27 protein-coding genes are annotated in these 23,959 nt (G+C 45.4%); 26 read left to right on the top strand and 1 reads right to left on the bottom strand.

Annotated features, from left to right (window positions below; genetic code table 11):
• The first annotated feature begins 1 nt into the window (after position 1).
• From fliR to OEY58_10980, 26 genes are all read left to right on the top strand, one after another.
• Complete coding sequence (fliR, locus tag OEY58_11105; GenBank protein ID MDH5326000.1) at positions 2-772, top strand: flagellar biosynthetic protein FliR; 771 nt, start codon at positions 2-4, stop codon at positions 770-772.
• A 3-nt stretch (positions 773-775) separates the two neighbouring features.
• Positions 776-1,855, top strand: coding sequence for a flagellar biosynthesis protein FlhB (gene flhB, locus OEY58_11100; GenBank protein MDH5325999.1), 1,080 nt, complete (start codon positions 776-778; stop codon positions 1,853-1,855).
• Between the two features lie 11 nt (positions 1,856-1,866).
• On the top strand, positions 1,867-3,909 hold the full coding sequence (gene flhA, locus OEY58_11095; protein MDH5325998.1) for a flagellar biosynthesis protein FlhA: 2,043 nt from the start codon (positions 1,867-1,869) through the stop codon (positions 3,907-3,909).
• Positions 3,910-3,939: 30 nt separating this feature from the next.
• Complete coding sequence (locus OEY58_11090; GenBank protein MDH5325997.1) at positions 3,940-4,695, top strand: flagellar hook-basal body protein; 756 nt, start codon at positions 3,940-3,942, stop codon at positions 4,693-4,695.
• 39 nt (positions 4,696-4,734) lie between these two features.
• On the top strand, positions 4,735-5,514 hold the full coding sequence (gene flgG, locus OEY58_11085) for a flagellar basal-body rod protein FlgG (protein MDH5325996.1): 780 nt from the start codon (positions 4,735-4,737) through the stop codon (positions 5,512-5,514).
• Between the two features lie 7 nt (positions 5,515-5,521).
• The gene (gene flgA, locus OEY58_11080) at positions 5,522-6,523 is read left to right on the top strand and encodes a flagellar basal body P-ring formation chaperone FlgA (GenBank protein MDH5325995.1); all 1,002 of its coding nucleotides are present in this window, start codon (positions 5,522-5,524) and stop codon (positions 6,521-6,523) included.
• A 59-nt stretch (positions 6,524-6,582) separates the two neighbouring features.
• Complete coding sequence (locus OEY58_11075; GenBank protein ID MDH5325994.1) at positions 6,583-7,116, top strand: flagellar basal body L-ring protein FlgH; 534 nt, start codon at positions 6,583-6,585, stop codon at positions 7,114-7,116.
• 115 nt (positions 7,117-7,231) lie between these two features.
• Positions 7,232-8,281, top strand: a complete 1,050-nt coding sequence (locus OEY58_11070) for a flagellar basal body P-ring protein FlgI (protein MDH5325993.1) — start codon at positions 7,232-7,234, stop codon at positions 8,279-8,281.
• Positions 8,282-8,314: 33 nt separating this feature from the next.
• A complete protein-coding gene (flgB, locus tag OEY58_11065) occupies positions 8,315-8,704 on the top strand; it encodes a flagellar basal body rod protein FlgB (GenBank protein ID MDH5325992.1) in 390 nt (129 codons plus the stop codon).
• Between the two features lies 1 nt (position 8,705).
• Complete coding sequence (flgC, locus tag OEY58_11060) at positions 8,706-9,143, top strand: flagellar basal body rod protein FlgC (protein MDH5325991.1); 438 nt, start codon at positions 8,706-8,708, stop codon at positions 9,141-9,143.
• A 2-nt stretch (positions 9,144-9,145) separates the two neighbouring features.
• On the top strand, positions 9,146-9,439 hold the full coding sequence (gene fliE / locus OEY58_11055; protein MDH5325990.1) for a flagellar hook-basal body complex protein FliE: 294 nt from the start codon (positions 9,146-9,148) through the stop codon (positions 9,437-9,439).
• Positions 9,440-9,476: 37 nt separating this feature from the next.
• Complete coding sequence (gene fliF / locus OEY58_11050; protein MDH5325989.1) at positions 9,477-10,967, top strand: flagellar basal-body MS-ring/collar protein FliF; 1,491 nt, start codon at positions 9,477-9,479, stop codon at positions 10,965-10,967.
• A 54-nt stretch (positions 10,968-11,021) separates the two neighbouring features.
• On the top strand, positions 11,022-11,567 hold the full coding sequence (locus OEY58_11045; protein MDH5325988.1) for a hypothetical protein: 546 nt from the start codon (positions 11,022-11,024) through the stop codon (positions 11,565-11,567).
• Between the two features lie 60 nt (positions 11,568-11,627).
• On the top strand, positions 11,628-12,422 hold the full coding sequence (locus tag OEY58_11040) for a FliH/SctL family protein (protein MDH5325987.1): 795 nt from the start codon (positions 11,628-11,630) through the stop codon (positions 12,420-12,422).
• The gene (locus tag OEY58_11035; protein MDH5325986.1) at positions 12,415-13,725 is read left to right on the top strand and encodes a FliI/YscN family ATPase; all 1,311 of its coding nucleotides are present in this window, start codon (positions 12,415-12,417) and stop codon (positions 13,723-13,725) included. The genes OEY58_11040 and OEY58_11035 overlap by 8 nt, the downstream gene beginning before the upstream one ends.
• A 17-nt stretch (positions 13,726-13,742) precedes the next feature.
• Positions 13,743-14,201, top strand: a complete 459-nt coding sequence (locus tag OEY58_11030) for a hypothetical protein (protein ID MDH5325985.1) — start codon at positions 13,743-13,745, stop codon at positions 14,199-14,201.
• Positions 14,191-14,898, top strand: coding sequence for a hypothetical protein (locus tag OEY58_11025; protein ID MDH5325984.1), 708 nt, complete (start codon positions 14,191-14,193; stop codon positions 14,896-14,898). The genes OEY58_11030 and OEY58_11025 overlap by 11 nt, the downstream gene beginning before the upstream one ends.
• Positions 14,899-14,910: 12 nt before the next feature.
• Positions 14,911-15,357 (top strand): flagellar hook capping protein, encoded by a 447-nt coding sequence (locus tag OEY58_11020; protein MDH5325983.1) that lies wholly within the window; start codon positions 14,911-14,913, stop codon positions 15,355-15,357.
• A gap of 11 nt (positions 15,358-15,368) precedes the next feature.
• Positions 15,369-16,580, top strand: a complete 1,212-nt coding sequence (gene flgF, locus OEY58_11015; GenBank protein ID MDH5325982.1) for a flagellar basal-body rod protein FlgF — start codon at positions 15,369-15,371, stop codon at positions 16,578-16,580.
• 47 nt (positions 16,581-16,627) lie between these two features.
• Positions 16,628-17,368 (top strand): FliM/FliN family flagellar motor C-terminal domain-containing protein, encoded by a 741-nt coding sequence (locus tag OEY58_11010; GenBank protein ID MDH5325981.1) that lies wholly within the window; start codon positions 16,628-16,630, stop codon positions 17,366-17,368.
• A gap of 32 nt (positions 17,369-17,400) precedes the next feature.
• Positions 17,401-17,706, top strand: a complete 306-nt coding sequence (locus tag OEY58_11005) for a FliM/FliN family flagellar motor switch protein (GenBank protein ID MDH5325980.1) — start codon at positions 17,401-17,403, stop codon at positions 17,704-17,706.
• A gap of 1 nt (position 17,707) precedes the next feature.
• Positions 17,708-18,184, top strand: a complete 477-nt coding sequence (locus OEY58_11000) for a flagellar biosynthetic protein FliO (protein ID MDH5325979.1) — start codon at positions 17,708-17,710, stop codon at positions 18,182-18,184.
• Positions 18,185-18,287: 103 nt separating this feature from the next.
• Complete coding sequence (gene fliP / locus OEY58_10995; protein ID MDH5325978.1) at positions 18,288-19,040, top strand: flagellar type III secretion system pore protein FliP; 753 nt, start codon at positions 18,288-18,290, stop codon at positions 19,038-19,040.
• Positions 19,041-19,772 carry a sigma-70 family RNA polymerase sigma factor gene (locus OEY58_10990; protein MDH5325977.1) on the top strand — a complete coding sequence of 244 codons (732 nt, stop codon included), beginning with the start codon at positions 19,041-19,043 and terminating at the stop codon, positions 19,770-19,772.
• Between the two features lie 118 nt (positions 19,773-19,890).
• Entirely contained in the window at positions 19,891-20,460 is a 570-nt protein-coding gene (locus OEY58_10985) for a tetratricopeptide repeat protein (protein ID MDH5325976.1), read from the top strand.
• A 1-nt stretch (position 20,461) separates the two neighbouring features.
• The gene (locus OEY58_10980; protein MDH5325975.1) at positions 20,462-21,658 is read left to right on the top strand and encodes a tetratricopeptide repeat protein; all 1,197 of its coding nucleotides are present in this window, start codon (positions 20,462-20,464) and stop codon (positions 21,656-21,658) included.
• Positions 21,659-21,764: 106 nt separating this feature from the next.
• Here the strand turns inward: OEY58_10980 and OEY58_10975 are convergent, their stop codons facing one another.
• On the bottom strand, positions 21,765-23,354 hold the full coding sequence (locus tag OEY58_10975; GenBank protein MDH5325974.1) for a hypothetical protein: 1,590 nt from the start codon (positions 23,352-23,354) through the stop codon (positions 21,765-21,767).
• Positions 23,355-23,959: the final 605 nt, after the last annotated feature.

Below are 23,959 nucleotides of genomic sequence, written 5' to 3'. Positions count from 1 at the left end.
TATGGATATAACTGTTAACGCAAACTCAGTTATAACGCTAATCCTGATGTCCATCAGAATCGGGGCCGTATTTATATTGTCTCCTCTGTTGTCACTAACACAGTTGCCAGTAAAAATAAAAGTTTTGTTGGTGCTTGGGTTGGCTGCGATGGTTTACGGTGGGGTTGGTGATGCTATTGGTACTTATGAAGTGCCCGAGTCATTTGGTCAATTGTTTTCGGCGGCGTTATCAGAACTGTTCGTCGGTATGGTGCTGGCGTTTGGTATTTTCGCTGTGTTTGCCGTATTTATGTTTGGGGGTCGAATCCTGGACTTTCAAATGGGTTTTGGAGTAGCTGGTTTGATCGATCCATTGACTCGTGCGCAAAACGCTTTGTTGGGTACGGCGCTAACGATAATGGCAGTCATCGTGTTTTTTGCACTGGATGCGCATCACTATGTGTTGCGCGGATTGGTTTACTCATTCGAGCGTTTGCCTGTTGGTGTTTCTCTAACTGAGTTGAATATGGCCGTTGTGGTTAGTCAGTTTGGAGTGGTCTTTGTTTACGGCTTGGCAATTGTCTCACCGGCGGTTCTGACGCTACTGCTATTGGATATTGGTATGGCGGTGGCTGCCAGAACTATGCCTCAAGTGAATATTTTTATAGTGGGATTGCCGCTTAAAATAGCCGTGGGTTTGTTAGTGCTTGCGCTGTCTATTAAGTATATGTCGGCAACCATAGAAAGTTTGTTTTCCGGATTGTTCCGCTATTGGGAACAGGTGTTGGGATAGGGTATGGCAGAACATCAGCAGGATCTGGACAAAACAGAAAAGGCGACACCGTATAAGCTACGGGAAGCAAAACGTATGGGGCAGGTGGCAAAAAGCCTGGAATTCAACTCCATTGTGATTCTCACATCGATGTTGATGCTGGTCTATATGTTTGGAAACCACTTCATTGTTGCAGAGGCAGGATTGACCGGCAGGCTATTGGCCGGGGCTCACAATGTGGTTTGGGATGCGGTACACATTAATACTTTTCTGGGAAATGTGGTCCGGGCCATGGTGGATATATTCTGGCCCTTGCTGCTAGTGATGTTTGTAGCTGCGGTAGCCGCCAATTTTATGCAAACCGGCCCGGTTTTCTCTTTTCATCCGGTCAAACCAGATTTTCAGAGGCTGAATCCCGTTAAAGGATTTAAGCGGGTGTTTTCCAAGAAAATGTTGTTTGAGGCGTTTAAAAATACGGTGAAATTGGCACTAATTTCAACAGTAATATATCTCTTTTTGCAAGACACAATAATGTCTCTATTACGAATGCAAAATGTCGACTCCCATCTGTTTGGCAAGGCGTTATTGCATGATGGTACTCATTTGGTATTTCAGCTGTTGGTGGTGTTGTGCATCATTATGATTATAGATTTGGTGTATACCAAATGGGATTTTTCTAAAAGAATGATGATGAGTCGGCGCGAATTGCGTGATGAAATCAAACGCCGCGAGGGTGACCCTCAAGTGCGAGCCAAGCAAAGAGAGTTGCAGAAAGAAGCGGCGAAAAGAGTGGGCGCCATTAGTCGGGTTCCCGATGCGGATGTCATTATAACCAACCCAACTCATTTAGCCGTTGCAGTGCAATATGATAGAAATAAAATGCGGTCTCCGTCTGTTATCGCCAAAGGTGCTGGTGAAGTCGCAGAAAAAATAAAGCTGTTGGCAAACAAGAATCAAATACCGGTGGTGGAAAATAAGCCTTTGGCGAGATTGCTATTTAAGACGACTAATATCGACGAATACGTGCCGGAAGAAAGCTTTGCTCAAGTAGCGAAAATACTGGTTTGGGTGTATGCCATGCGCAAGAAAAGAGACGGAGTGTGATTGTGGGAGATGTGTTAAGCTACTTCAGAGCTTCGCTGGGTAAGCATTCCGATCTAATTCTTGCTTTTTCTATTGTCGGTATTCTTGCGATTTTGTTTACGCCTATTCCACCTGCCCTGTTGGATTTTTTTCTGATATGTAACTTCAGTTTTGCGCTGGTGATATTGTTGCTGACCTTCTATGTCGACAAACCATTGGATTTTTCTACGTTTCCGTCTTTGTTGTTGATAGCCACCTTATTCCGACTGGCGTTAAATATCTCAGCAACACGATTGATATTGAGTGATACCGATGCGGGTCAGGTTATAGATACTGTTGGCTCGCACATGGTTTCCGGAAACTACATTATTGGCCTGATTGTGTTTCTGGTCTTAATAGTAGTTCAGTATATCGTTGTCACCAATGGGGCGCAGCGCGTTGCAGAGGTGGCGGCTCGTTTCACGCTAGATAGTATGCCAGGCAAACAAATGAGCATAGATGCGGATTTAAGTGCCGGCTTAATTGACGACAAAGAAGCGAAACAACGCAGGCGAAACATAGAGAAAGAGGGAAGTTTCTATGGGGCGATGGATGGTGCCAGTAAGTTTGTTAAAGGCGATGCCATTGCCGGTATAGTAATTGTTCTAATTGACATTATTGGTGGTTTGGCAATTGGGATTGCGCAGAAAGGTATGGCGTGGGGTGAGGCTTTACATACTTACACTTTGCTGACTATCGGTGACGGTATCGTTACACAAATACCCGCGTTAGTAATTTCCACTGGTACTGGGATCATCGTCACCAGGGCGGGATCTGACGGAATGTTAAGTCGGGAAATCAGTCGCCAGGTAATCGCTTTTCCAAAAACGCTGCTGCTTGTGTCCATCGGTTTAACGGTGTTTTTGCTGTTGCCGGGTATACCTGTAGTGCCGGTATTGATTGTATTAACGATAATGTTGTTATTGACTTATTACTCCTATAGGGCCAGGCAAACACAGTCGAGCGAAGAGTTGGAACCAGACTCAAGTGATAAAGATACGGACGATATTTATTCCCAAATGGCAGTTGAGCCTATAGAAATGCAAGTCGGGCAGAATCTGATATCGATGGTGGATTCGGCTACCGGTAATTTTATGGATCGAGTGGCGGCGTTCAGAAAGCAATACGCTTTGGATGTGGGGTTTGTCGTACCCAGGTTGAGAGTAAAAGATAACAAAAAACTTGCGCCAAACAGCTACGAAATCAGTGTGCATGGCGTAAAAGCCGGAGAGGGTGAGATTTATCAGGACAGGATTCTGGCAATTAACCCAGGCGATGCCACGAAAAAACTGGAAGGTGTGGCAACCAAGGACCCCACCTATCAGCTACCCGCCGTGTGGATACAAGAGGATGCGAGAAAATCGGCCAGTACAACAGGTTATACCATTGTTGATCCAAGCACCGTGCTAATGACGCATCTGAGTGAGATTTTTAAGCAACAATCGGCGAATTTATTAAGTCGAGCGGAAACCGAGCGTATGTTGGCCCGGGTACGGGAAAGCGACCCCGGCTTGATTGAAGAGTTAGTGCCGAATGTATTAGCGGTGACAGACATACAAAAAGTATTACAAAACTTGCTAAGTGAAAAGGTCTCTATAAGAAACATTATTGCCATTGTGGAAGTGTTGGTGGATAAGGGTAAAGAGACTAAAGATATTGGCGTTTTGACAGAGTTGGTGCGACAAAAATTAGCAACTGCCATCTGTCAGAGTCTCGCGGATGAGAATGGCGAATTACATGTGTTGACCCTGGACCCAAAGGTGGAAAGTTCCTTGGCCGCCGGTGTAAAACAAGGTGTATCTAACGCGGAAATTGTCATTGAACCCAATATGGCGCAACAGCTGTTACAGAAATTGTCAGCACAGGTGGAGAGTATGATGAAGGAAAACCACTTGCCCGTATTGTTGTGCTCACCGGAACTGCGTCGATACATATGGAGTTTCACAGTGCGGGTTATGCCTCAATTGTCGGTGGTATCAATGACTGAGATACCAAATACGGTGCGATTGCGGGCTTTTGGAATGGTAAATCTTTAAACAGAAATACAGGAAACGGGTGAGAACAATATGAGCGATTTAATTCAGATTATGGAAATCAGCATGCAAAATGACATGCAGCGCCTCAATACCATTAGTAATAACCTGGCTAACGTGAACACAGAAGGATTTAAAAAGGGAATCGCAGTACAGAATTCCTTTGAAGCAACAATGCTTAACACGCAACAATTGAACGAATCTTATTCGGAAAGGGCTGCGAAAGCACATAAACAACGGTTTATTGCCAATGTGGAGAACCTGACTGATTTTAGCGATGGATCCGTGAAAAACACCGGCCAACCCCTGCATTTGGCTATTGCCGGTGACGGAATGTTTGAAGTAATGACCGATGCAGGGTTGGCATTTACGCGCAAAGGGAGTTTTTCTAAAGACGCCAAAGGCCGCTTGGTTACGTTAAGTGGTTTCCCAGTGCAAGGCCAGGGTGGTGATATTCGTTTGACCACTGGCTCGCCTCGGATAGATCAGGAAGGAAATGTTTGGGAAGGCAAGAGTCTGGTGGCACAGCTAAAAGTAGTGGATGTAAAAAATAGTCGTTCGCTACAAAGTATTGGCGCCGGATTGTATAAAGCATCGGCTGGATTGACTGCCGGAAAGCCGGAATCCTATCGGATTAAACAAGGCTATCTGGAAAATTCCAACGTGTCTTCCATGCGCGAGATGGTTGAATTAATTGAAACGATGCGACATTTCGAAGCATCACAAAAAGTCATTAGCGGCTACGACAGTGTGTTGGATACCGCAATTAGAACATTGGGCGAATTCTAGTACTGCTCTATAGCGTACTTTTTATAAGGGGAGAAGCATATGTCGGATTCATTGTATGTGGCAGCGACTGGCATGCAGGCGCAGCAAACACAAATCGATGTGATATCGAACAATCTTGCCAATGTGAACACGGCAGGATTTAAAAAGAGTCGGGTGGATTTTCAGGATCTAATGTATCGACAACTTAATCCGGCGTTTAACTCCCTGGAGGCATTAGCGTCTTCTAATGGAGTGGGTTTAGGAACCGCCGTTAGTTCAACGAGTAAAGATTTTAGCGTTGGCGAAATGAAAAAAACCGAAAAATTATTAGACATCGCTATAGACGGGAAAGGATTTTACGAGGTGGTACTGCCTGATTCCAGCTATGCCTATACCCGCGGAGGTTCTTTTTCGGTGAATGAAGAGGGTTTTTTGGTGAGTACCAATGGTTATCTGGTCAATCCTATGATTCAACTGCCCTCGGATATGGAGTCATTGTTGATCGAACCCAATGGTGAAGTAAAAGTTAAGATGCCGGGTCAGGAACGGTTGGTGGATTTGGGACAAATCGAATTGGGCCAATTTGTTAACGATACCGGATTGAAAGCGTTGGGCGAGAACCTGTACCTGCCCACCGAACAGTCGGGTGAGCCGATGTATTACAAACCTGGTGAAAGCGGTGCGGGACTGTTACGGCAGGGGTATGTAGAGGCGTCCAACGTAAAGTTGGTGGAAGAGCTAACTAACATGATCCTGGCTCAAAGAGCCTATGAAATAAACTCCAAAGTCATTCAGGCATCAGATGAAATGCTGGGTATTGTGAATAATTTGAGGCGATAGCTACAAAATGACTTCACTGGTCCGTGGCATGATGGTTTTAATGGCAATGGTGTGGATGTCCGCACCATTGGCAACTGTTGTGGAAACTGAGGGCCGTCAACAGGTGCTTTTGAAAGAACGGCAGTGGTTAAGCGAGCACCGTGTTTATTTGGGAGACATTGCGGATTTTGAGCCTGCGGATTCACCAATGGCCGGTGAATTAGCGCAGGTGGAACTGGGGGCGGCTCCCAGGGTTGGAGCGTTTCGCCATATGAATGCATTACATATAGCAGCTATTGTGGAGAAACAATTTCCGGGATCAGTCGCTCAATTGCGATGGCTGGGTGCCTCACAAGTGGTCGTGGGGCGTATGGGGAAGACATATGAGAAAACGGCATATGTAACTGCGGCGGAACAATGCCTGAGACGGTATCTGGACGACTATGGGTCGGACGTGAAGATTTCTCTACAAAGCGATGCTTATGGTGATATTGATTTACCGAAAGGAGAAGTGTCGATTAACGCAAAAGTAGCTGCAGGTAAGGGTAAACGTTTGTACCATAGAATGGCGGTATGGGTGGATATCTCTGTGAATGGGGAGCATTACCGCACTATACCGGTATGGTTTTCTGTGACTCTAATGAGAGAGGTATTGGTATACGCAAGTTCCTATGAGAAAGGTGAGTTACTCAGTAGCGTAAAAACGCGTAAGATGAAAAAAAACATAGCTTTGTTAAGTGATGTCGTTACCGATGATTCGGCTATGGTGAAGCAAAGACTGAGCCGTGGTGTTAGTGAGGGTGCGGTTGTACGAAAAACACATTTTTCTGTTGTTCCGGACGTTGTCTCCGGTTCGAGAGTGGACGTGGTTGCCCAGGTCGGTAATGTGTTGCTTAACACCAAAGCCATCGCTTTGGAGGAGGGATTTTCCGGTGATCGAATCAAAGTGAAAAAGGAAGACGGTTTGAAATACAGTGTCAGGGTCATTGGGAAAAATGCGGTTTCTGCCGATGGGGAGAGTCGATTGTGAAATTTAGTGGTGTATCAAAACAGGTGCTTTTCTCTGCTTGCTTAGGAGTGTTGGTAGCATTGTCGTCAATAGAAACTGTTTTGGGTGATAGTTTGTACAAGGATGAAAATTACAAATCCTTGGTTGCCGATAGCAAAGGCAAAAAGAAAGGTGACATCGTTACGGTGATGATTTACGAATCTACTACAGCCTCCACCAGCACGGGTACTGATGCGGGTAAGTCAACGGACGTTGGTCTGGCGGCATCTGATGGTACCAACGAAATCGGTGGCTCATTAGGGCTTTCCAATGGATTCGACGGGGGTGGAACCAGTAGTCACACTGGAAAATTAATCGCCAGCGTATCCGTAACCGTTAGAAGAGTTTTACAAAACGGCGATATGATCGTTAGCGGTGAGCAGTCCATTGTGCTCAATGAAGAATCACAACAAATAAAAGTGTCGGGTCGCGTGCGCCCGGAAGACATATCTCCTGATAATACGGTGTTGTCTTCTCGTCTCGCGGATGCGCGGATCGCCTTGGAAGGAGAAGGTTTGCTTATAGACAAGTCCAAGCCAGGGGTAATTACCAAATTAATCAATTGGTTGTTTTAATATGAAAATTCAAGTGATATTTGGAAGGGTATGGAGCACGAAGTATTGCTTGCTCGTATTGCTGATTCTAACATTGCTCCCATTGCAGACCACAGCGGCTGTTAGAAGTGATGGCGTGAGAATTAAAGAATTGTGTCGAATCGTTGGAGTTCGGGAAAACTCCTTGGTGGGTTATGGAATTGTAACCGGTTTGGCCGGTACAGGAGACTCCAGAAGAAGTGCAGCGACTTTGCAATCATTGAGCAATGTTTTAAAAAGCTTTGGTATCAGGGTGGATGCCAATCAAATCCGCAGTCGTAATGTGGCGGCTGTCATGCTCACAGCCACGCTACCACCATTTGCCCGCTCCGGGGATAAATTAGATGTCAACGTGGCGTCTTTGGGAGATGCGAAAAGCTTGCTGGGCGGTACATTATTACGTACTCACTTAGAAGGTGTGGATGGCAAGATTTACAGTCTAGCGCAAGGGCCAGTTTCAGTTGGTGGCTACAGTTACGATTTGAATGGAAATTTGGTCCAGAAGAATCATCCTACAACTGCTTACATCCCTGGAGGGGCGGTTGTGGAGAGATCCGTAAACACGCAGCTGGTTGATGAAAATAACAAAATTACCTACGCCTTAAACGATCCGGATTTCACGACCGCCAATCGAATCGCAAAATCCATAAATGCGCAATTTAAAGCAGAAATAGCCATCGCTAAAGACGCAGGACGCATTGATGTGGATGTTCCGGACGACAAGCGTGGCAGCATTGTTGATTTTGTGACTGGAATGGAAAACATTTACGTCCAACCCGATGTGCACGCCAAGGTCGTCATCAATGAAAGAACCGGTACGGTGGTAGCCGGCGGTGATGTAAAAGTTTCAAAAGTAAGTATTACTCATGGTGACTTAAAACTGACTATTAAAACGGGATATGAAGTTTCTCAGCCCAATGTCATGTTAAGCAAGACGGGAGAGGGTGTGAAGACTCAGGTTATTCCGCATACCTCAATCGATGTGAAAGAAAACCAACAAATGTCGGTGTCTTTGCCGGGGCATGCAACAGTTACTGATCTGGTCTCGGCACTAAATAGGGTAAAAGCGACCAGTAGAGACATTATTACCATATTGCAATCGGTAAAACGGGCAGGTGGACTACACGCCGAATTGATAATCCAATAGTGAACAAGAAGACATGATGTATCGGAGAAAACAATGATAGATGACTTGGGTGGATATACGTCACAGTTGGTGAAAGCGGCATTGGATGTGGCCTCTTATCGACATAAAGTGATTTCGAACAATATTGCCAACGCCAATACCCCGGGATTCACGCCCAGTAAAGTCGGTTTTGAAGAATATTTACAATCTGTATCCATGGGTTACATGGAGGAGTTGGGCGCTTTGAACAAAGAACAATTGCAACAGTTGGTTAATCGAGTGACGTCAGGCGATACCACAGTAATGGCTAGCGGTGAAAAGGTTGAATTGGATCAGCAAATGGCCGATTTATCCGAAAATGTACTTAAATACCGTGCGCTGTTATTGGGGCTGGAAAAACGGGGCGCAATTATGAAGATGGCAGTAAGCCAAAAGGGGGTATAGGGTGGATTATTTAGCTGCATTTGAAATCAGTGCGTCCGGCATGATGGTGGAAAAAACTCGTTTGGATACGGTTGCGCTAAATCTTGCCAACTCAAAGAGCACCAAAACCGTTAACGGTACCCCGTTTAAGCCTTTGAAGGTGTTGTCAGGACCAAAGGTTAACAGTTTTGATTTATATATGAACCAATTTTCACAAACGAATGTACCAGCTGGCGTGCAAGTGCTGGATATAAAAGAAATGGAAGTTGCGCCAAAGTTAGTGTATGAGCCAGGGCATCCGGATGCCAATGCAGATGGATTCGTGGCTTATCCCAATATCAACCCGGTATCAGAAATGCTGACCATGATTGAGGCGACTCGATCCTATGAGGCCAATGTGAAGGCGTTTAATGCCGCTAAATCAATGGCGTTACAGGCACTGGAAATTGGGAGGAAATAGTTGTGGCTTTGGAAATCAATGAAGTTTCTGCAATAAGCAATGAGTTGTCCTTGTCACCAAGCACGCAAAATAGCGGCGCTGACTTTGCGCGTTGGGTCGAATCCCAAATTGGTACGGTAGATCAACAGATCAAAGTGGCGGATACCAAACTGGAAGCGCTGGCAGCAGGTGAAAACAACAATTTGCACGATGTCATGCTAACGTTGGAAAAAGCCAAATTGTCGTTTCAGTTAGCTTTAGAGGTCCGTAACAAGCTTCTGGAATCCTATCAGGAAATCATGCGGATGCAGGTTTAGGGGGTATTAAGAAATGTCATCCGATTTGGAAATGTCTATGCAAAACTCAAACAACAAAGCGCTGCTCATTGCCGGGGGCAGTGTCATTGTAATCCTTACACTGGTGGCTTTGGTATGGGTGTTTAGTAGCAGCTATACGGTGTTATTTAAAGATCTGGAAAGTTTAGATGCTGCGGCCGCGGTGGAAGAATTGGACAAGATGAAAGTTGAATACAAGATTCAGGACGGCGGCAGTACGATCCTGGTACCGGATTCCAAAGTTCATCAAGTTCGCCTGAGTCTCATGGCATCTGATGCTAAAATCAAAAGCGGAGTGGGATTTGAGCTGTTCGACGAATCAGACTTCGGTATGACGGAATACGTGCAGAAGATTAACTACCAACGTGCTTTGCAAGGCGAGCTGTCAAGAACGATTTCTTCTCTGAACGAAGTGAAATATGCCAAGGTGTTGTTGGTGATGCGAGAGAGTGGCTTGTTTAAGAAAAAAGAAGAAACCGCTCGGGCGTCAGTCATCTTGTTTTTGAAGGACGGAAAGACATTAAGTGTAGCCAGAATAGACGGTATTCAGAAACTGGTGGCTTCTTCAGTGCCCGGTCTGCTGGCTTCAAATGTAGTAGTTACAGATCAAGATGGAAAGACCTTAAGCCGTCGAATTGAAGTCTCGGAAAGTCTGGAGAATATTGTGTCTGTAGGCGATCGTTTGCAAAAACGTAAAGATATTGAAACCTATTTGGAAAGCAAGGCGCTAAAGATTCTGGAAAAAACTTTTGGCCCGAATCAAGCCATGGTTAGCATCGATGCCACTATAAATTTCAACAAAGTGAATACGACCAGCGAGACCGTTATATCGGATAACGGTGGCGTCGTACGCAAAAAAGAAATCAGTAACAATGGAAAGAAAAGCAATACCAGTAAAGAAGTGGAATACCGGGTCGGTAAAGTTATCGATCAAGTACAAATGGCCCCAGGAAGCATAGACAGGTTAAGTATTGGCGTTATTGTTCCGGAGAATACACCAAGAGAACGGGTCAACAAAATCAAAGAACTGGTTGCCATGGCGGCCGGATACAGTGATGCCCGCGGGGATGATATCGTGGTTCATGCAGTGGCTATGGTGAAGCCGCCGGCAGTTGCGGAACAGCAAGCCATTGTGGAAAGTTCCGATGTGACAGTGGCAGAAGGTATGGCCTTGCCATCTAGTCAGTTGCAATCGGCTAAACAGCGGATTGCGAAATTGCACCAGGAACAACTCCAGGTTGCGAAGGGTTTGGCAAACCCCGTCGAATCTAACACTGATCCGAAGCGGGAAGAGCTGGCGTTTATTGGTGCCGAGTTGTTGCAGTATCGCAATGTGTTTTTGGCTCTTTCAGCGATATTGGTGGTAGCAGCCATTGGTTTGTTTCTGTGGGTTCGAAGTCGTAAGCGCTATCAACTCAGTATTGTTGAGCGTGAGAATGCGCTAGCACAAATCCGTGTGTGGTTGGACGGAGACGATAAAGCGACAGTGAGTGAGGTAAGGCAATGGTAAGGGGGATAACGCACATTGCAACTACGAGCAAAGAGACTGAGGTAGAGGTGAAAAATGGGTGAAGGATTAAAACAAGTCGCCTTGTACTTGCATTGCATGAATAAAAGCGATCGTAAGTGGTTGTTGAAAAATCTGCGACGCGATCAACGTGTCCTGCTGACTAAAATGCTAAAAGAACTCGGCCAACTGGGTATCCCGGCTAATGGGGCGCTGTTGGGGCAGGGGCCACTTGCAGGTGCTGACGTTATGGGTCCGGATGAGGGCGGCGCTTCACAGGAATCTATGAATCAGTATCAACATACGATTTCGACTATAGATTCAGCGTCCATGGCACAATTGAAAAAGATATTGCTTAGCGAACCGGATTGGATGGTTGCTAATATATTGTCAGTGAAACGGTGGGCCTGGAGTGAGCAATATATGGGAATCCTTTCCAGTAAAAAAAGAAACGCAATAAACTCATTGTGCAGAAATGCAGGTAATGGTTTTTCAGATGTCGTGAAGCAAGCGCTGGTGACAGCGTTCGCTGAGAAATTACAGCAATACTCTTTTGATAGCAGTATAGGCACAAAATTGCGCCAATCAGATAGAGTTGCATAGCGGTGTGGCCAGCAGGTGATATTGGTAATAGCAAAAAGTTAGAGCATAACGGATACTAAGATGACTTCGATTATACGTTCACCAAGAGTCAGTAGCCAAGGGCGGGTGTTGTCAGTGCCCGAGAAAGCCGCTGTCTCGAAAAATCCGCTGGACTATACGGAGGTATCTCAGGTCAACAAAAATGTATCCGACCGTAAAAGAGATTTAAAGAACTATCAAGTCACGGATATACTGGATATTAATAGAAATGAACAGCATGCCAGTGATAATGAAGAGCTGGAGCAGTTAAAGCAACAATTGGATGCGGTTACGCAGGAACTGGAACAACTAAAACAATCCTTGTCCGATGAGCGTGAAAGTGCTCGGGAAGAAGGGTTTCAAGCAGGTGTTGAACAAGGTCGTGATAGCGTCACGACGGAGTGGAAATCTAAACAGGATTCCATAAACGACTTGATTCAAGAGCTGGAGAAAAAAGCTGGAGCAGAATTATCTGACAATGAAGATCAGTTTGTCGAGGTGATCGTTGCTGCCTTGCTTAAGGTGTTCGGCCAAGTCTTGGAGACGAAGCAAGGTATTGTTGCGGTCGTACGACACACTGTTGCGCAAGTGCAAACAGAAAACCCTATTAAAATCCGCGTGTCTCCTCAGGATTATTCTTTGTTAAGTGACTCCATCGAGTTGGACGGAACGGCAGGGGAGTTAGAGCATCGTTTTATCGCAGACAAAAATGTACAAGTCGGCGGTTGCATCATCGAGACACACAGGGGCGTTGTTGATGGGCGAGTAGAAACTCAGCTGAATACCATGCTGTCTGCCTTGGTGGCAGCGAAATCTAGGACACGCGTCGATGAATAGCTATGTTAAAGCTTTACATAGCACGGAATTGGTGCGCCGAATTGGCAAAGTAACTCAATTCTATGGCTTGATAGTGGAATCATCCGGTCCCGATGTGTTCCTCGGAGAATATTGTGAAATTCTTTCTGCCAATCAACAGCCGGTTCCTGCAGAAGTGGTAGGTTTAAAAGACGGGAAAGTGTTGCTTATGCCCTATGGCGAGTTGCGCGGTATCCGCATGGGCAGTGAAGTGGTAGCAAAAGGTCGACGTATTCAGGTGCCGGTAGGTCCGCAGTTGCTTGGGCGCATATTGGATGCATTTGGGAATCCGCTCGACGGTAAATCCACCATTGAGCCTGATAGGGAATACCCCCTGTATAATGATGCGTGCAATCCAATGGAACGTCCTGTCATCAACGAAGTACTGGAAACCGGGGTTCGCGCCGTAGATACCTTGTTAACGCTGGGTTTGGGGCAGCGGCTGGGAATATTTGCCGGCAGTGGCGTGGGGAAAAGTACCTTACTTGGCATGATTGCCAAAAACGCTAAGGCCGATGTAAACGTTATTGCTCTGATAGGCGAACGCGGCCGGGAAGTAAGAGAATTTGTTGAAGAGATTATGGATGTGGAAGCAATGCAACGAACAGTTGTCATTGTGGCTACGTCGGACCAACCGGCACTTGTGCGTACACATGCCGCACTCACGGCCACGGCTATTGCTGAATATTTTCGGGACCAGGGCTTGAATGTTGTATTCAGCATGGACTCAATTACCCGCTTTGCCATGGCGCAAAGGGAAATCGGTTTGGCCATTGGCGAACCGCCCACGGCTCGCGGATATACTCCCTCGGTGTTTGCGGCCCTACCGAAACTATTGGAGCGGGGAGGTACTCATTCTTCTGGCGGTAGCATTACCGCTTTGTACACAGTTCTGGTCGAGGGAGATGACCTCAATGATCCAGTGGCAGACAGTGTGCGCGCCATACTGGATGGACACATTGTTTTGTCACGGGATCTTGTGCACCAACAGCATTTCCCTTCGATCGATATTTTACAAAGCAAGAGTCGTTTACAGTCCAGGTTGTTGCAGTCAGAAGAGCTCAAGGATGTGGAGAAATTGCTCAAATTACTGAGTGCGTACGAGAAGTCAAAAGATATGGTAGAGCTGGGAGCATACAAATCGGGTGCTAACCCATTGTTGGATAAGGCCATTAAGCACATGCCGAATATAAACAAATTTTTGTGCCAAACCAAAGAGAAAAACTATTCGAGAAAAGAGTCAGTGTCTGAGTTAAACCGCGTTCTTAGAGATGCTGCGGTATAAGGTGTTGGTGCTGGAGCATGGGGGATTCAAGGAAAAAAGAAAATTTAGACCTTCTGAAGCGCATCGGAGAGGTGCGCATGGAGGCTGCGCGAGAAGAAGTGCAGCGTGCTTACAAATTGCTGGAGAATTCGACGCAAAAATTGGAGCAAACCCAGGGCTTGATTAAGGAACTGGAAACCAATATGCGCGACAGCACCGGTCCTGGAAAGCTGTTTAATGTGTTGGACCTGCAGCGAACGCGCCAATATTTGCAGTCACAGGAATCCTGTTTGGAGACGCAACAACAGGAATATTTGCATCACAAAAGATTGACGCAGGAATTGGTAAGCGTGCTAGTGCAAAAAAAAGTAGACGTTGAGCTTTTTGATAAAGCCCAGCAACGACTGCAGGCCAGATCGGACAAAGAAGAGCGTTTAAAACAAATCAAATCGCTGGATGAATTGTGGTTGCTGAAAAGGGGAAGCCATGTCAAGTAAAGTGCACTCAATGGTTCAGGAACACGTTACGGCCAAACAAAACAGCACGGCTTACAGCACTCGCCTGTCTCAGGAATGGGAGAGTATGTATTTAAAGCAGGAGAATGAACTAAAAGAAAATACGGGTTCTAGTCATACTACAGAAAAGACTCGAACTGAACCGGGCGAGATAAGCAGCAGCCGGAAACCGAAGGGACAAACAAATCCTGTGTTACCTGAAGCTCAAAGTGCATCTCGGACCAATACTGGGCTTGTTGCTTCGCATGACACAGAGGCGAACCAAAAACCGGTTGCGGGGTTCACCCCTGCAAGGAAATCAGGGGCACGAGGCATCATAAATGGGACGAGTTCCAGTTTGGTAAACCACAAACCGGATAGCTCAGCAGTTAGAGCAGAAAAAAGCCAAAGCGGATTCCAAGGCAAGCCGACGGAATTCAGGCCGCTAACGAAGCAGGGCATGCATATGGTTAGCGCCCCAGATGGCTCAGTAAGACTGTGGCTTAGAGATAGTAGTTTGGATCGAGGTCAGGGGATGAGGTTGGTACAACAACTCGTGTCCTTATTGAATAAAAGTGGCGTGAAGCTGGCGCTATTTACGTTAAACAGTGAAGTCGTTTTTGCAGATGCCAGTATGGAGTCAGTTGCGCAAAAAGCACAGAAGAATCCATCCCAATCAGAATTGTTTGAATATTACTAGGCGAGGTGACATATGGCAGTGGAAAGTATTGGTACAAACCTGACCAGCCCGCAACAACAGGTACAAAATGCAGGAATCGGGCAAGAGGATTTATTTAAGATTCTGCTAACCCAGCTAACTTATCAGGATCCTTTAAAGCCGCTGGACAATCAGGAGTTTATTGCCCAATTGGCGCAATTTTCCAGTTTGGAACAAACTCGGGAGTCCAACGAAAACCTGACCGCTTTATTGACCATGCAGGCGGCCGAGCAGTCCATTGGCTTGATTGGGAAAACAGTTCAGGTGGAAACAGAAAATGGTGGCGAGGTGGGTGATGTCATCGCCGTACGCTTTCAACAAGGAAAGCCGTTGTTAACCGTCAATTTCAATGGAGTTTACGACCAAAACGTGTCATTGGCACAAATTTCATTAGTATCGCCAGGTGAACAATCCACCGCGGCGGATACCGTCACCCCATAGGGAGAAGTGAAATGTTTAATGCTATCTACTCTGGTTTGTCCGGTTTAACGGCTTTCTCAAAAGGCTTGGATGTTATCAGTGATAACGTGTCCAATCTAAATACACCCGGCTACAAAGGCAATGATCTGATATTCCAGGACATCTTTTATCGATATCAGCTCAACAGTGGAGCGGACGGCTATTCACTGGGTGCAAATATGGGCGGTGGTGTGGATGCGTCGGTGACCAAATTGCGTTTGTCACAGGGGGATATTCGTTCTACCGATGTGGCGACCGATGTTGCTATCGATGGCAATGGGTTTTTCGTCATCCGAAAAGGCGATGAAATATTCTATACCCGAGGCGGTCAATTTGAGTTTAATGATGATGGAATATTGGTAGCGCGCGGCGATGAAAACCAAATCGTCATGGGCTTGGATGAGAATGGAAAATTGAGGCAAATCGATATTAACGCCCTGAGAACCAGTCCTCCCAAAGCAACATCCAACATCAGTTTTAAAAATGTGTTGTCTACGGCGACGGAAACTCATGAAATTCCGGATATAGAGATATTCGATGTGGCCGGGAATAAACATAAGTTAAAACTTATCCTCACTCATGACGAAGCCAATAACTGGATTGTGGAAGTAAAAGACGACAAGGATGAAGTTATCGCCACCAGAGGAGAAATACATTTTAGCGGTGACGGGACTCCAACAGAAGGGTTTAATACGTTTACATTTGAGTACAAGCCGGAAAACCTGGAGGGTAATGAGATCACTTTGAACTTCGGGACTCCAGGCAGTTATTCCGGTGTGAGATCACTATCCGGGGCGGTAGATGCGACGAATATAGAAGTCGATAAGGTGGATGGTTATGACGTGGGTGGCTTGAAAGAGGTCACGTTTGAAGCCGACGGTTCCATGGTGCTCAACTATACCAATGGTAATACAGAAGACTTTCTCAGTTTAGCATTAGCCCGCGTGGATAATCTGGGTTCGCTGCGCCAAATTGGCGACAACTTATTTATGGTTGCGGAATCGGAACAACCGGTTATTTCCGCAGCGGCGCATAACGGTTTGGGTGATATCGTCGGTAAAAGTATAGAACTTTCAAACGTGGAATTGACCCAACAGTTCACCGATTTGATCGTGGTACAACGTGGCTATCAGGCGTCTTCGCAAATACTCACTGTGTCCAACGAAATGCTACAACAACTACTTGAAACGATGAATAGAAAATAATGCACATACGGGATTTTAAACTATTTAAACAGTCGGAATTGCATTCCTTGCACCGACAGCTCGAAAGCCGATTAAGTCGTTGGGCTCAAAATTGGTTGGGGCATGAACGTTGTGAAACCTGGCTGGATTTGGCCGAAGAGCCTTTGGCGCAAGTAGGTGACGAACCTGCGCAAGTGTATTTGCTGGAAAACGGCATTGGATCCATGTACTTCATTGTGTCGGAATCACATATACAGCATCTGGGCGAGCAAATATTTGCTAAGGCACGAGGCGACTGCAAGTTGGATTTAAACGATGGCAGTCTTGCCCGAGCCGTTGTGCTAAAAGCCTTTGCCGGTTTAGGAGCGGATGTTCTATCCATGGACCAAACCGCGAGCGTTGAGATAAAAACCTTGGAAGCCATTCCAGGGCATATTTATGTTCCCGGTTCTGGATGCGTGTGTGTCACAGTGTATATCGACCACTGCGAGTATCGTTTATTGTTAACAAAGAGTGTGGTTGACATTTATCTACCGACTTCCACAACAAAGTCCGATTCCAAAGCACTGGAATCTTCGCAAAACGCCATTCGACATTTAAAAGTACAGTGCAAGGCACGGTTGGGAACGGTTGAAGTGACCTTTGGTGATTTGGTTTCGCTTCAGGTCGGTGATGTTATCCGCTTACAGGAGACTTTGGATCAACCAGTCGCCCTGATTTCCTGCGATGGTGCCGCAGGGTGTGTGGGTTCTTTGGGTAGTAGTGAAGGGAAAAAGGCTTTAAAAATAGTTAGCGGATCAGTTGATTAGTATTAGCATTTATTAAAATGGGAGGTAAACCAATGGCCGTTGAGTCAATCGAGCTGGCTGAGTTAAAAAAAGAAAAGTTGAATGGAAAGAAGGTCGTAGACAATCACCTGGACTTAATAAAAAACGTAAAAGTTAAGTTAGAGGTGTTTGTGGGAGACACGGAGCTAAGTGTCGGCGAACTGATGGATCTCAAAGAGAATCAGACCATTGCCTTGAATACCGATGTATCAGCACCTCTGGATATCGTCTTGGACGGAAAAGTCGTTGCCCGGGGTGCCTTGGCTGCGGTGGGTGACAATTTTGGTATTCGAATTACCGAGATAATGGACACGGTGTGACGTGAGACGGTCGCTTTTTTCCATTCTTTGCTTCGTATTTGTGTGTGCAATTGCAGTATCGTTTAGTGCTCTAGCATCCGATTCTTCTTCAGTTAAAGCAGTAGATACTGTAGATAAGTCTGTACCAAGAGCGGCTGGGGCGGCTGCTCCATCAATAGTACCCAAGAGCGAATCGGTTCCCTTCAAAAAAGAAGGAGTTATCACGGCGGGCCTGTTGGTGAAGTTAATGTTTGGTCTGTTTTTTTCCGTCTTGTTGGGAGCGGCAGCGGTTTACTTTCTGAAAAAGTACTATTTTGGTTTAGGGCAAGCCGGTACTGCTGATGGTAAGAACATCCGACTTGTAGAAGTGAAACGGATTACGCCCAAAAGTACGCTTATTCACATTGAATTTAAGGGTAAGCAGTTTTTGTTGGCGCAAACAGGAGAGCAGCTAACAGTTGTTGACAGGGAATCTGGGGGAGAATCCTCTGAGCTTTAGCAACACGTGGGTGTGACCCAAGAAAGCTACGAGGATTGTTTCGATTTAGGACCAACGCTCACGAGGCGGTGGCGCAATATTAATAAATTAAGTTGTAGATGTTATGAAACCGGGTTTGTTATTTATAGTATTTATCGTGTGTGTCCTGTTTGCAGATGTCTCATCAGCAGCGGATATTCAATTGCCTGGTGTGGACATCACTATCGGTGATAGTAGTGGCGATAAACAGGATGTAGCGACTGCCATCAAAGTGCTGGTGGGTTTAACGGTATTGTCATTGGTGCCGGCTTTACTGATAGTCATGACCTCGTTTACCCGAATTATTATCGTTTTATCCATTTTGCGCCATGCCTTTGGCATGCAGCAAACGCCACCCAATACCGTGCTCATTAGTTTGGCCTTGTTTTTAACCGTTTTTACTATGGCCCCCGTGTTCTCGTCAATGAATCAAAATGCATTCCAGCCCTATTTGAATAATCAAATCACTTCCAATCAGGCACTGCAAGTGGGAATGCAGCCAATTCGCGAGTTTATGATTCGACAAACTCGGGAAAAGGACCTGGCCCTTATGTTGGAATTGTCAAAACAAGAAGCACCTGCCAGTGTGGATGATGTTAGCAGCTTTACGTTATTGCCGGCATTCATGATCAGTGAGCTGAAGACGGCATTTGAAATAGGATTTATCATATTTTTACCTTTTTTACTCATAGATATTGTGGTGGCCAGTATTTTGATGTCCATGGGAATGTTGATGGTGCCGCCCATGATGATTTCCATGCCGATCAAAATCATGATGTTTGTTTTGATTGATGGTTGGAGTTTGGTGGTGAACTCTTTGGTGAGCAGTTTTGCTTGAATGGCTGGCTTGGATGCAAACACGGAACAGTTTGACGATGAAGCCCGCCTATGGGAGGCTTTTTCACTAAACCGTGATGTCGCAACCAGAGACAAATTGATTGCCTTGTATACGCCATTTGCAAGAAAACTGGCGACACATGTCTATGCTAATCGGACCAGTAATGATGTGGAGTACATGGATTATTACCAATACGGTCTTTTGGGATTGATTGAAGCGGTAGACCGGTACCAGCCGGAACAAAATGCCAGTTTCACTACTTATTCCAGTTACCGTATAAAAGGTGAGATTTATTCAGGGTTGGTGCGGCAAACAGAGAAGCGACAGCACAGCGCCTATTGCAAAGTGCTTAAAAGCCAAAGAAATCTCTCTATTTTGTCGCAAATGGGTCCGGTACGGACCTTGGAGGATATCGTCAACCTCACCATTAATTTGGCAGTTGTACATATGATTGATGATTTGGGGTTCAAGGAACCGGAGCCCATATTGGTTGAAGGAACCATCTACCACAATAACGAATACGTTTTGTTAAAACAACAGATCAAGGCAACTGTGGATGAATTGCCCACGGTAGAACGAATGGTGGTGAAGTATCACTATTTTAACCATTTGTTGTTCGAGCATATTGCAGAGATATTGGATCTAAGCAAAAGTCGTATATCGCAGATTCATACAAGTGCTATCAATATTATTCGCAGTAAATACAACCGGGAACTGGATGTGAGTTATTAGTGTGTTTCGGTGCATTGTTAAAAATTAGACGTGTTAAAGATTAAGAGTGTCAGAGAGTATCAAAGAATAAAGAGTGACAAAGATAACAGAGTGAAAAAGATTACAGAGGAGAACGGATATGGCAAAAGTGGCAGCAACGGATCCATTTAAGCAACTGGACGATGATGAATTGGTCGCCCTTGCTCGTATCGATATGGATAAGGGCGATATTGAAAAAGCGATCATCAAAATCAAGTGTGTGTTGAATCGGAATAGCGAGGATATGGAGGCCGTGGGGACTTTGGGTAAAATCTATGCCCAAATAGGTTTGTTCGAAAAATCAAAAGCCTACATGAAGCAGTATTTGGATTTGCAACCCGGCGCAGTTACGGAAACATTCCAATATGGTATGGTTCATTTTGACAGCGGTGACAAGGATCAAGCCTTACAAATATGGGAACAATTGCTGGACTCGCAACCCACCCATCCCCCCACTTTGTTTTACAAAGGCTTGGCCTTGGCGCAAAATAATAACGTGGCTGATGCCAGACAAACGCTGGGAATATTGCTGCAATCCGCTGCGGCGGACAATTTGTACTTTGGAAAAGCCAAAGAGCTGTTACAGGCTTTAGATGCCGGTGCCACGTCAACGGAAGCAGGAACCGCCGCTGCCGGAATGCCGGGAGACGCATATAAGGTAATTAATTGATATGAGTGGTGTCACGATCGATTTTCGAGAAAAACAATTGCGCGAGCAATTGAAGAAATACCAGGCTTACCACGAACAGGATCCGGGTAATGTCAATATCGTGGCACAACTCAGCGATTTACATTACCAACTGGGCCAGTTCGATGCCGCAAAGGAGGTGCTGCAATCAGTCAACCTCCAAGCCGAACCCGGCTTGATGTTTCGCCTGTCTAATATTGCTATTGCCAGAGGCGATGCGGAAGAGGCCATAGAAGTTTTAGAGCAGCTCAATGCTATGGGTGTGGATAACAGTGCCGTTAAATATAATTTGGCTTTTGCAAAAACACTGACGCGCCAATTTGAAGATGCAAAAGAGCTGCTATTGAACATCGATGCCGGTGATGATATGGCACCGCAAAGCCCAAAGCTTTTATCTCGATGTTATCATCATTTGGGCGGATTGGAAGAGGGTATTGCTTTGATGCAGGAGTACACGCAACAGCATAAGCAAGATGCCGAAGCATTGGGAATATTGGCATTGCTTAATGTTGATGCAAGCCACGACGATCAAGCCCGTGAGTGTGCGGAGCAATCGATTCGTATAGATGACGCCAATCTGGAAGCAAGAGTCGCCTTGGGTTCTTTGGCATTAGATGAATATGATACCGACTTAGCTGGAAAACATTTTAGCAAAGCTTTGAACCGCTCTCCCAAGAGTGGTCGTGCCTGGTCTGGGTTGGGTATGGTTGACATGATGAATATGGATATTCCCAAGGCAATCAGCGATCTGGAAAAAGCCGTAAAATTCATGCCGCAGCACTTGGGTAGCTGGCAAGCGCTGGCTTGGTGCCAACTCATGATGGATGATATCGAGGGGGCCAAGGCAAGTTTTAACAGTGCCATGGAGGTGGATCACAATTTTAGCGAGAATCACGGAGGTTTAGCCGTTATCGCCGTGTTGGAAGGGCGCCGTGACGAGGCCAAAGCGCTGGCCCGCAAAGCCGTATTGTTAGACCCCAACAGTTTTTCCGGCCGCTTCGCTCAAAGTATGTTGCAAAATGATACCGATCCTGAAAAAGCCAAAGAAAGTATCATGAACATTCTGCAAACCGATGTGGGTGGCGGCAAAAGCATTATTGACTACACCAATAAATACGTTACCAAGAATGTGCAGAAACTAAGACAAATCCAAGGGCTGGAAAAGAAGGATAGGCATTGAAACCGGCGTTTGTATTGGCGGTTCTAGACGTGTCAATGAAATATTGACAGTTACATTTCGGAACTTCTGGCCCACCGAGTAATATATCAATTTGACTGGAGTAAGGTTAGTTCAGTGAATGCTCCAGTTTTACTATACGTGATTTTCCGGCGGATTTTTCCACGACCAATCGAATGTCACCTTGCAGGGCCTCAATGGGTGCCTTCGCTTGTTTCTGCAAGGTAAGGTCTATTTGTGCATTGCCGATGGCGCCGGCTTTATTAAAGGTCCAATTCAAATTGTATATGTTTATCTGTCGGTCAGATGTAGTACGGAATAGCTGATAATATTCATTTCTAATATTATTGCGGCCTTTACTGTCGCCGCTTTGAGCGTTTTCGCTGAACAGTTGAATCAAACCTTGAATGTTGCCGTTTTCGTAGGATTGGATAAAGTTTTGTACCAAAGAGTTAAGTTCCTGTGGAGTTGGTAGTTCAGCAGTATTATTTTCGGGCTTGGTTTTCGCATCAATCACTATGGGGTCAACCATTTTTTCATTCACAACATAGTGGTTAAACTGCTTGATAAGGTTCGAATCTTTTGTGATCATGAACTCAATACGGCCTTGATACAGCGTTGCCGGCGCGTCTGCCTTGTGTTGAATGCTGACGGAGAGATTTCCTTTGGCTATGGATTTATAGTCTTCCCGGGTCCAAGTGAGATTATCAATCACCATTTGTCGCTTCACGGATGTTTCGAATAAGGTTTTGTACTCAGCCAAAATGTTGTTTCGCCCCATTTCTCCATTGCTGATGACATTCGGACTCAGGAAAGCTGAAAAAGCGTCTAGGTTCCCGGCGTTGTACGCAGCAGTAAACCGAGAAATCAATTGTTGGCTTTCTGCAACAGTCGGGGAGGTCACTTTAATAACTGGGACGTTTGTGCTGTTTTTTTGCGGAGCAGCATGATTTTCCGTATTTTGAACAACCACTGTTGCCGCACGGTGTTCAGGTTTGGATTGTGGTGCAGTTGTTGCGGCAGCTGGTTGCAAAACTTTGACAGCCTTAATTTTGGGTAAAGCGGTCAGTTTAGGTGAAGTTGTGCCAGTGGCAGTCGTTTTAGTCACTTTAGAAACCTTGCGAGGTAGAGCGGGTTTCGTCGTAACCGTATCTGCCGTTTTTGTTAGCGGTTTAGCTGACAGATTTTTCGGAGTAACGGGATTTTCTAGCGCGGATAAAGTGCTGTGGGTCGCAGGAATAGAGCTGGCTTTAGCGGAATGCTCAGATTGCTCAGCGATATTAATTACAGGAACCTGCTCTGAAACCGCTGTTGCCGGAGAGCTTATCGCAGCAACACCGGTGGTACCCTCAATAGCCTTTTCTTTAATTGCTGGTTTGGAGGTAAGTGTTTCTACCGAATTTTTCCCCACAACCATGCCCAAAATAAAAAACAAAAGTGCTAATCCGGTGCTTGCAAAAATGGCGTAGCGTATTTTGTCTGACGAATCTTTATCCCGAAGGAAATATTCCGCGCTATTTTCCGCGTTGGCGAGGGCTTGATGAAAATGTCCGTTTAACTGTTTGGAATCTTGAGTTTTTATGCCTTTAACCGAGGCCCACAAGAGCTTGGCTCGTTCATAAACAAATTCGCTTTCGCTGATTTCATTTTCCGTGTATTTCTTGGTGAGATTAACTAAATCAGATTGTCCTGCTGGCATGGTTTTTCTCTTATATTTAAGCATGAATTCATATGAAGCCGGCAAAAGACTAACAAATTTTGTGGTGGAAAGCAGCTGATATTATCAACTAAACAAAGAAAATAAATCCTGATACAAAGCGATAGAATATTGGAACAGGCGCTTATTACGGTCGCGTATATAAGATGAAGAGTAATTTCCTATTTAGCTGAAAATCAGATTAACCGATCAGTTTCAATTCGAAATAGGCATAAGGTTTTTAATCAATATGTTTATTGTCCTGGAAAACACGAATTGTTTGATAATTGATCAAATGAAAAAAATTAAATTTTTTTTCATTTTTCGCTAAACAAATTCCGAAAATCCCGGATAAGGGAATAACTCAACGGTTTGAGCACAGGCCCGAGGCATAAAAGCCATAAAATCTGGGAGAATGCTCAATATTTGTACATGCCGTTATAACAGACATACAATTCGGAAGGGGAAGTAACACATGGTCGCAGTGATTACGGGTGAAAATTTAGGTCTATCCACCGGTTCATTGACAACAACAGGCAGCGACGGATCGGCCAATCTGGGGCGCAGTCGCGAACAGATCTATGTTAACGCCACCACCGGCAACCTGG

This window comes from Gammaproteobacteria bacterium, from assembly GCA_029882975.1.
Classification (GTDB): domain Bacteria; phylum Pseudomonadota; class Gammaproteobacteria; order SZUA-152; family SZUA-152; genus JAJDNG01.
The sequence above is the reverse complement of the archived record's forward strand: the minus strand, read 5'-3'. Positions and strand labels throughout refer to the sequence as shown.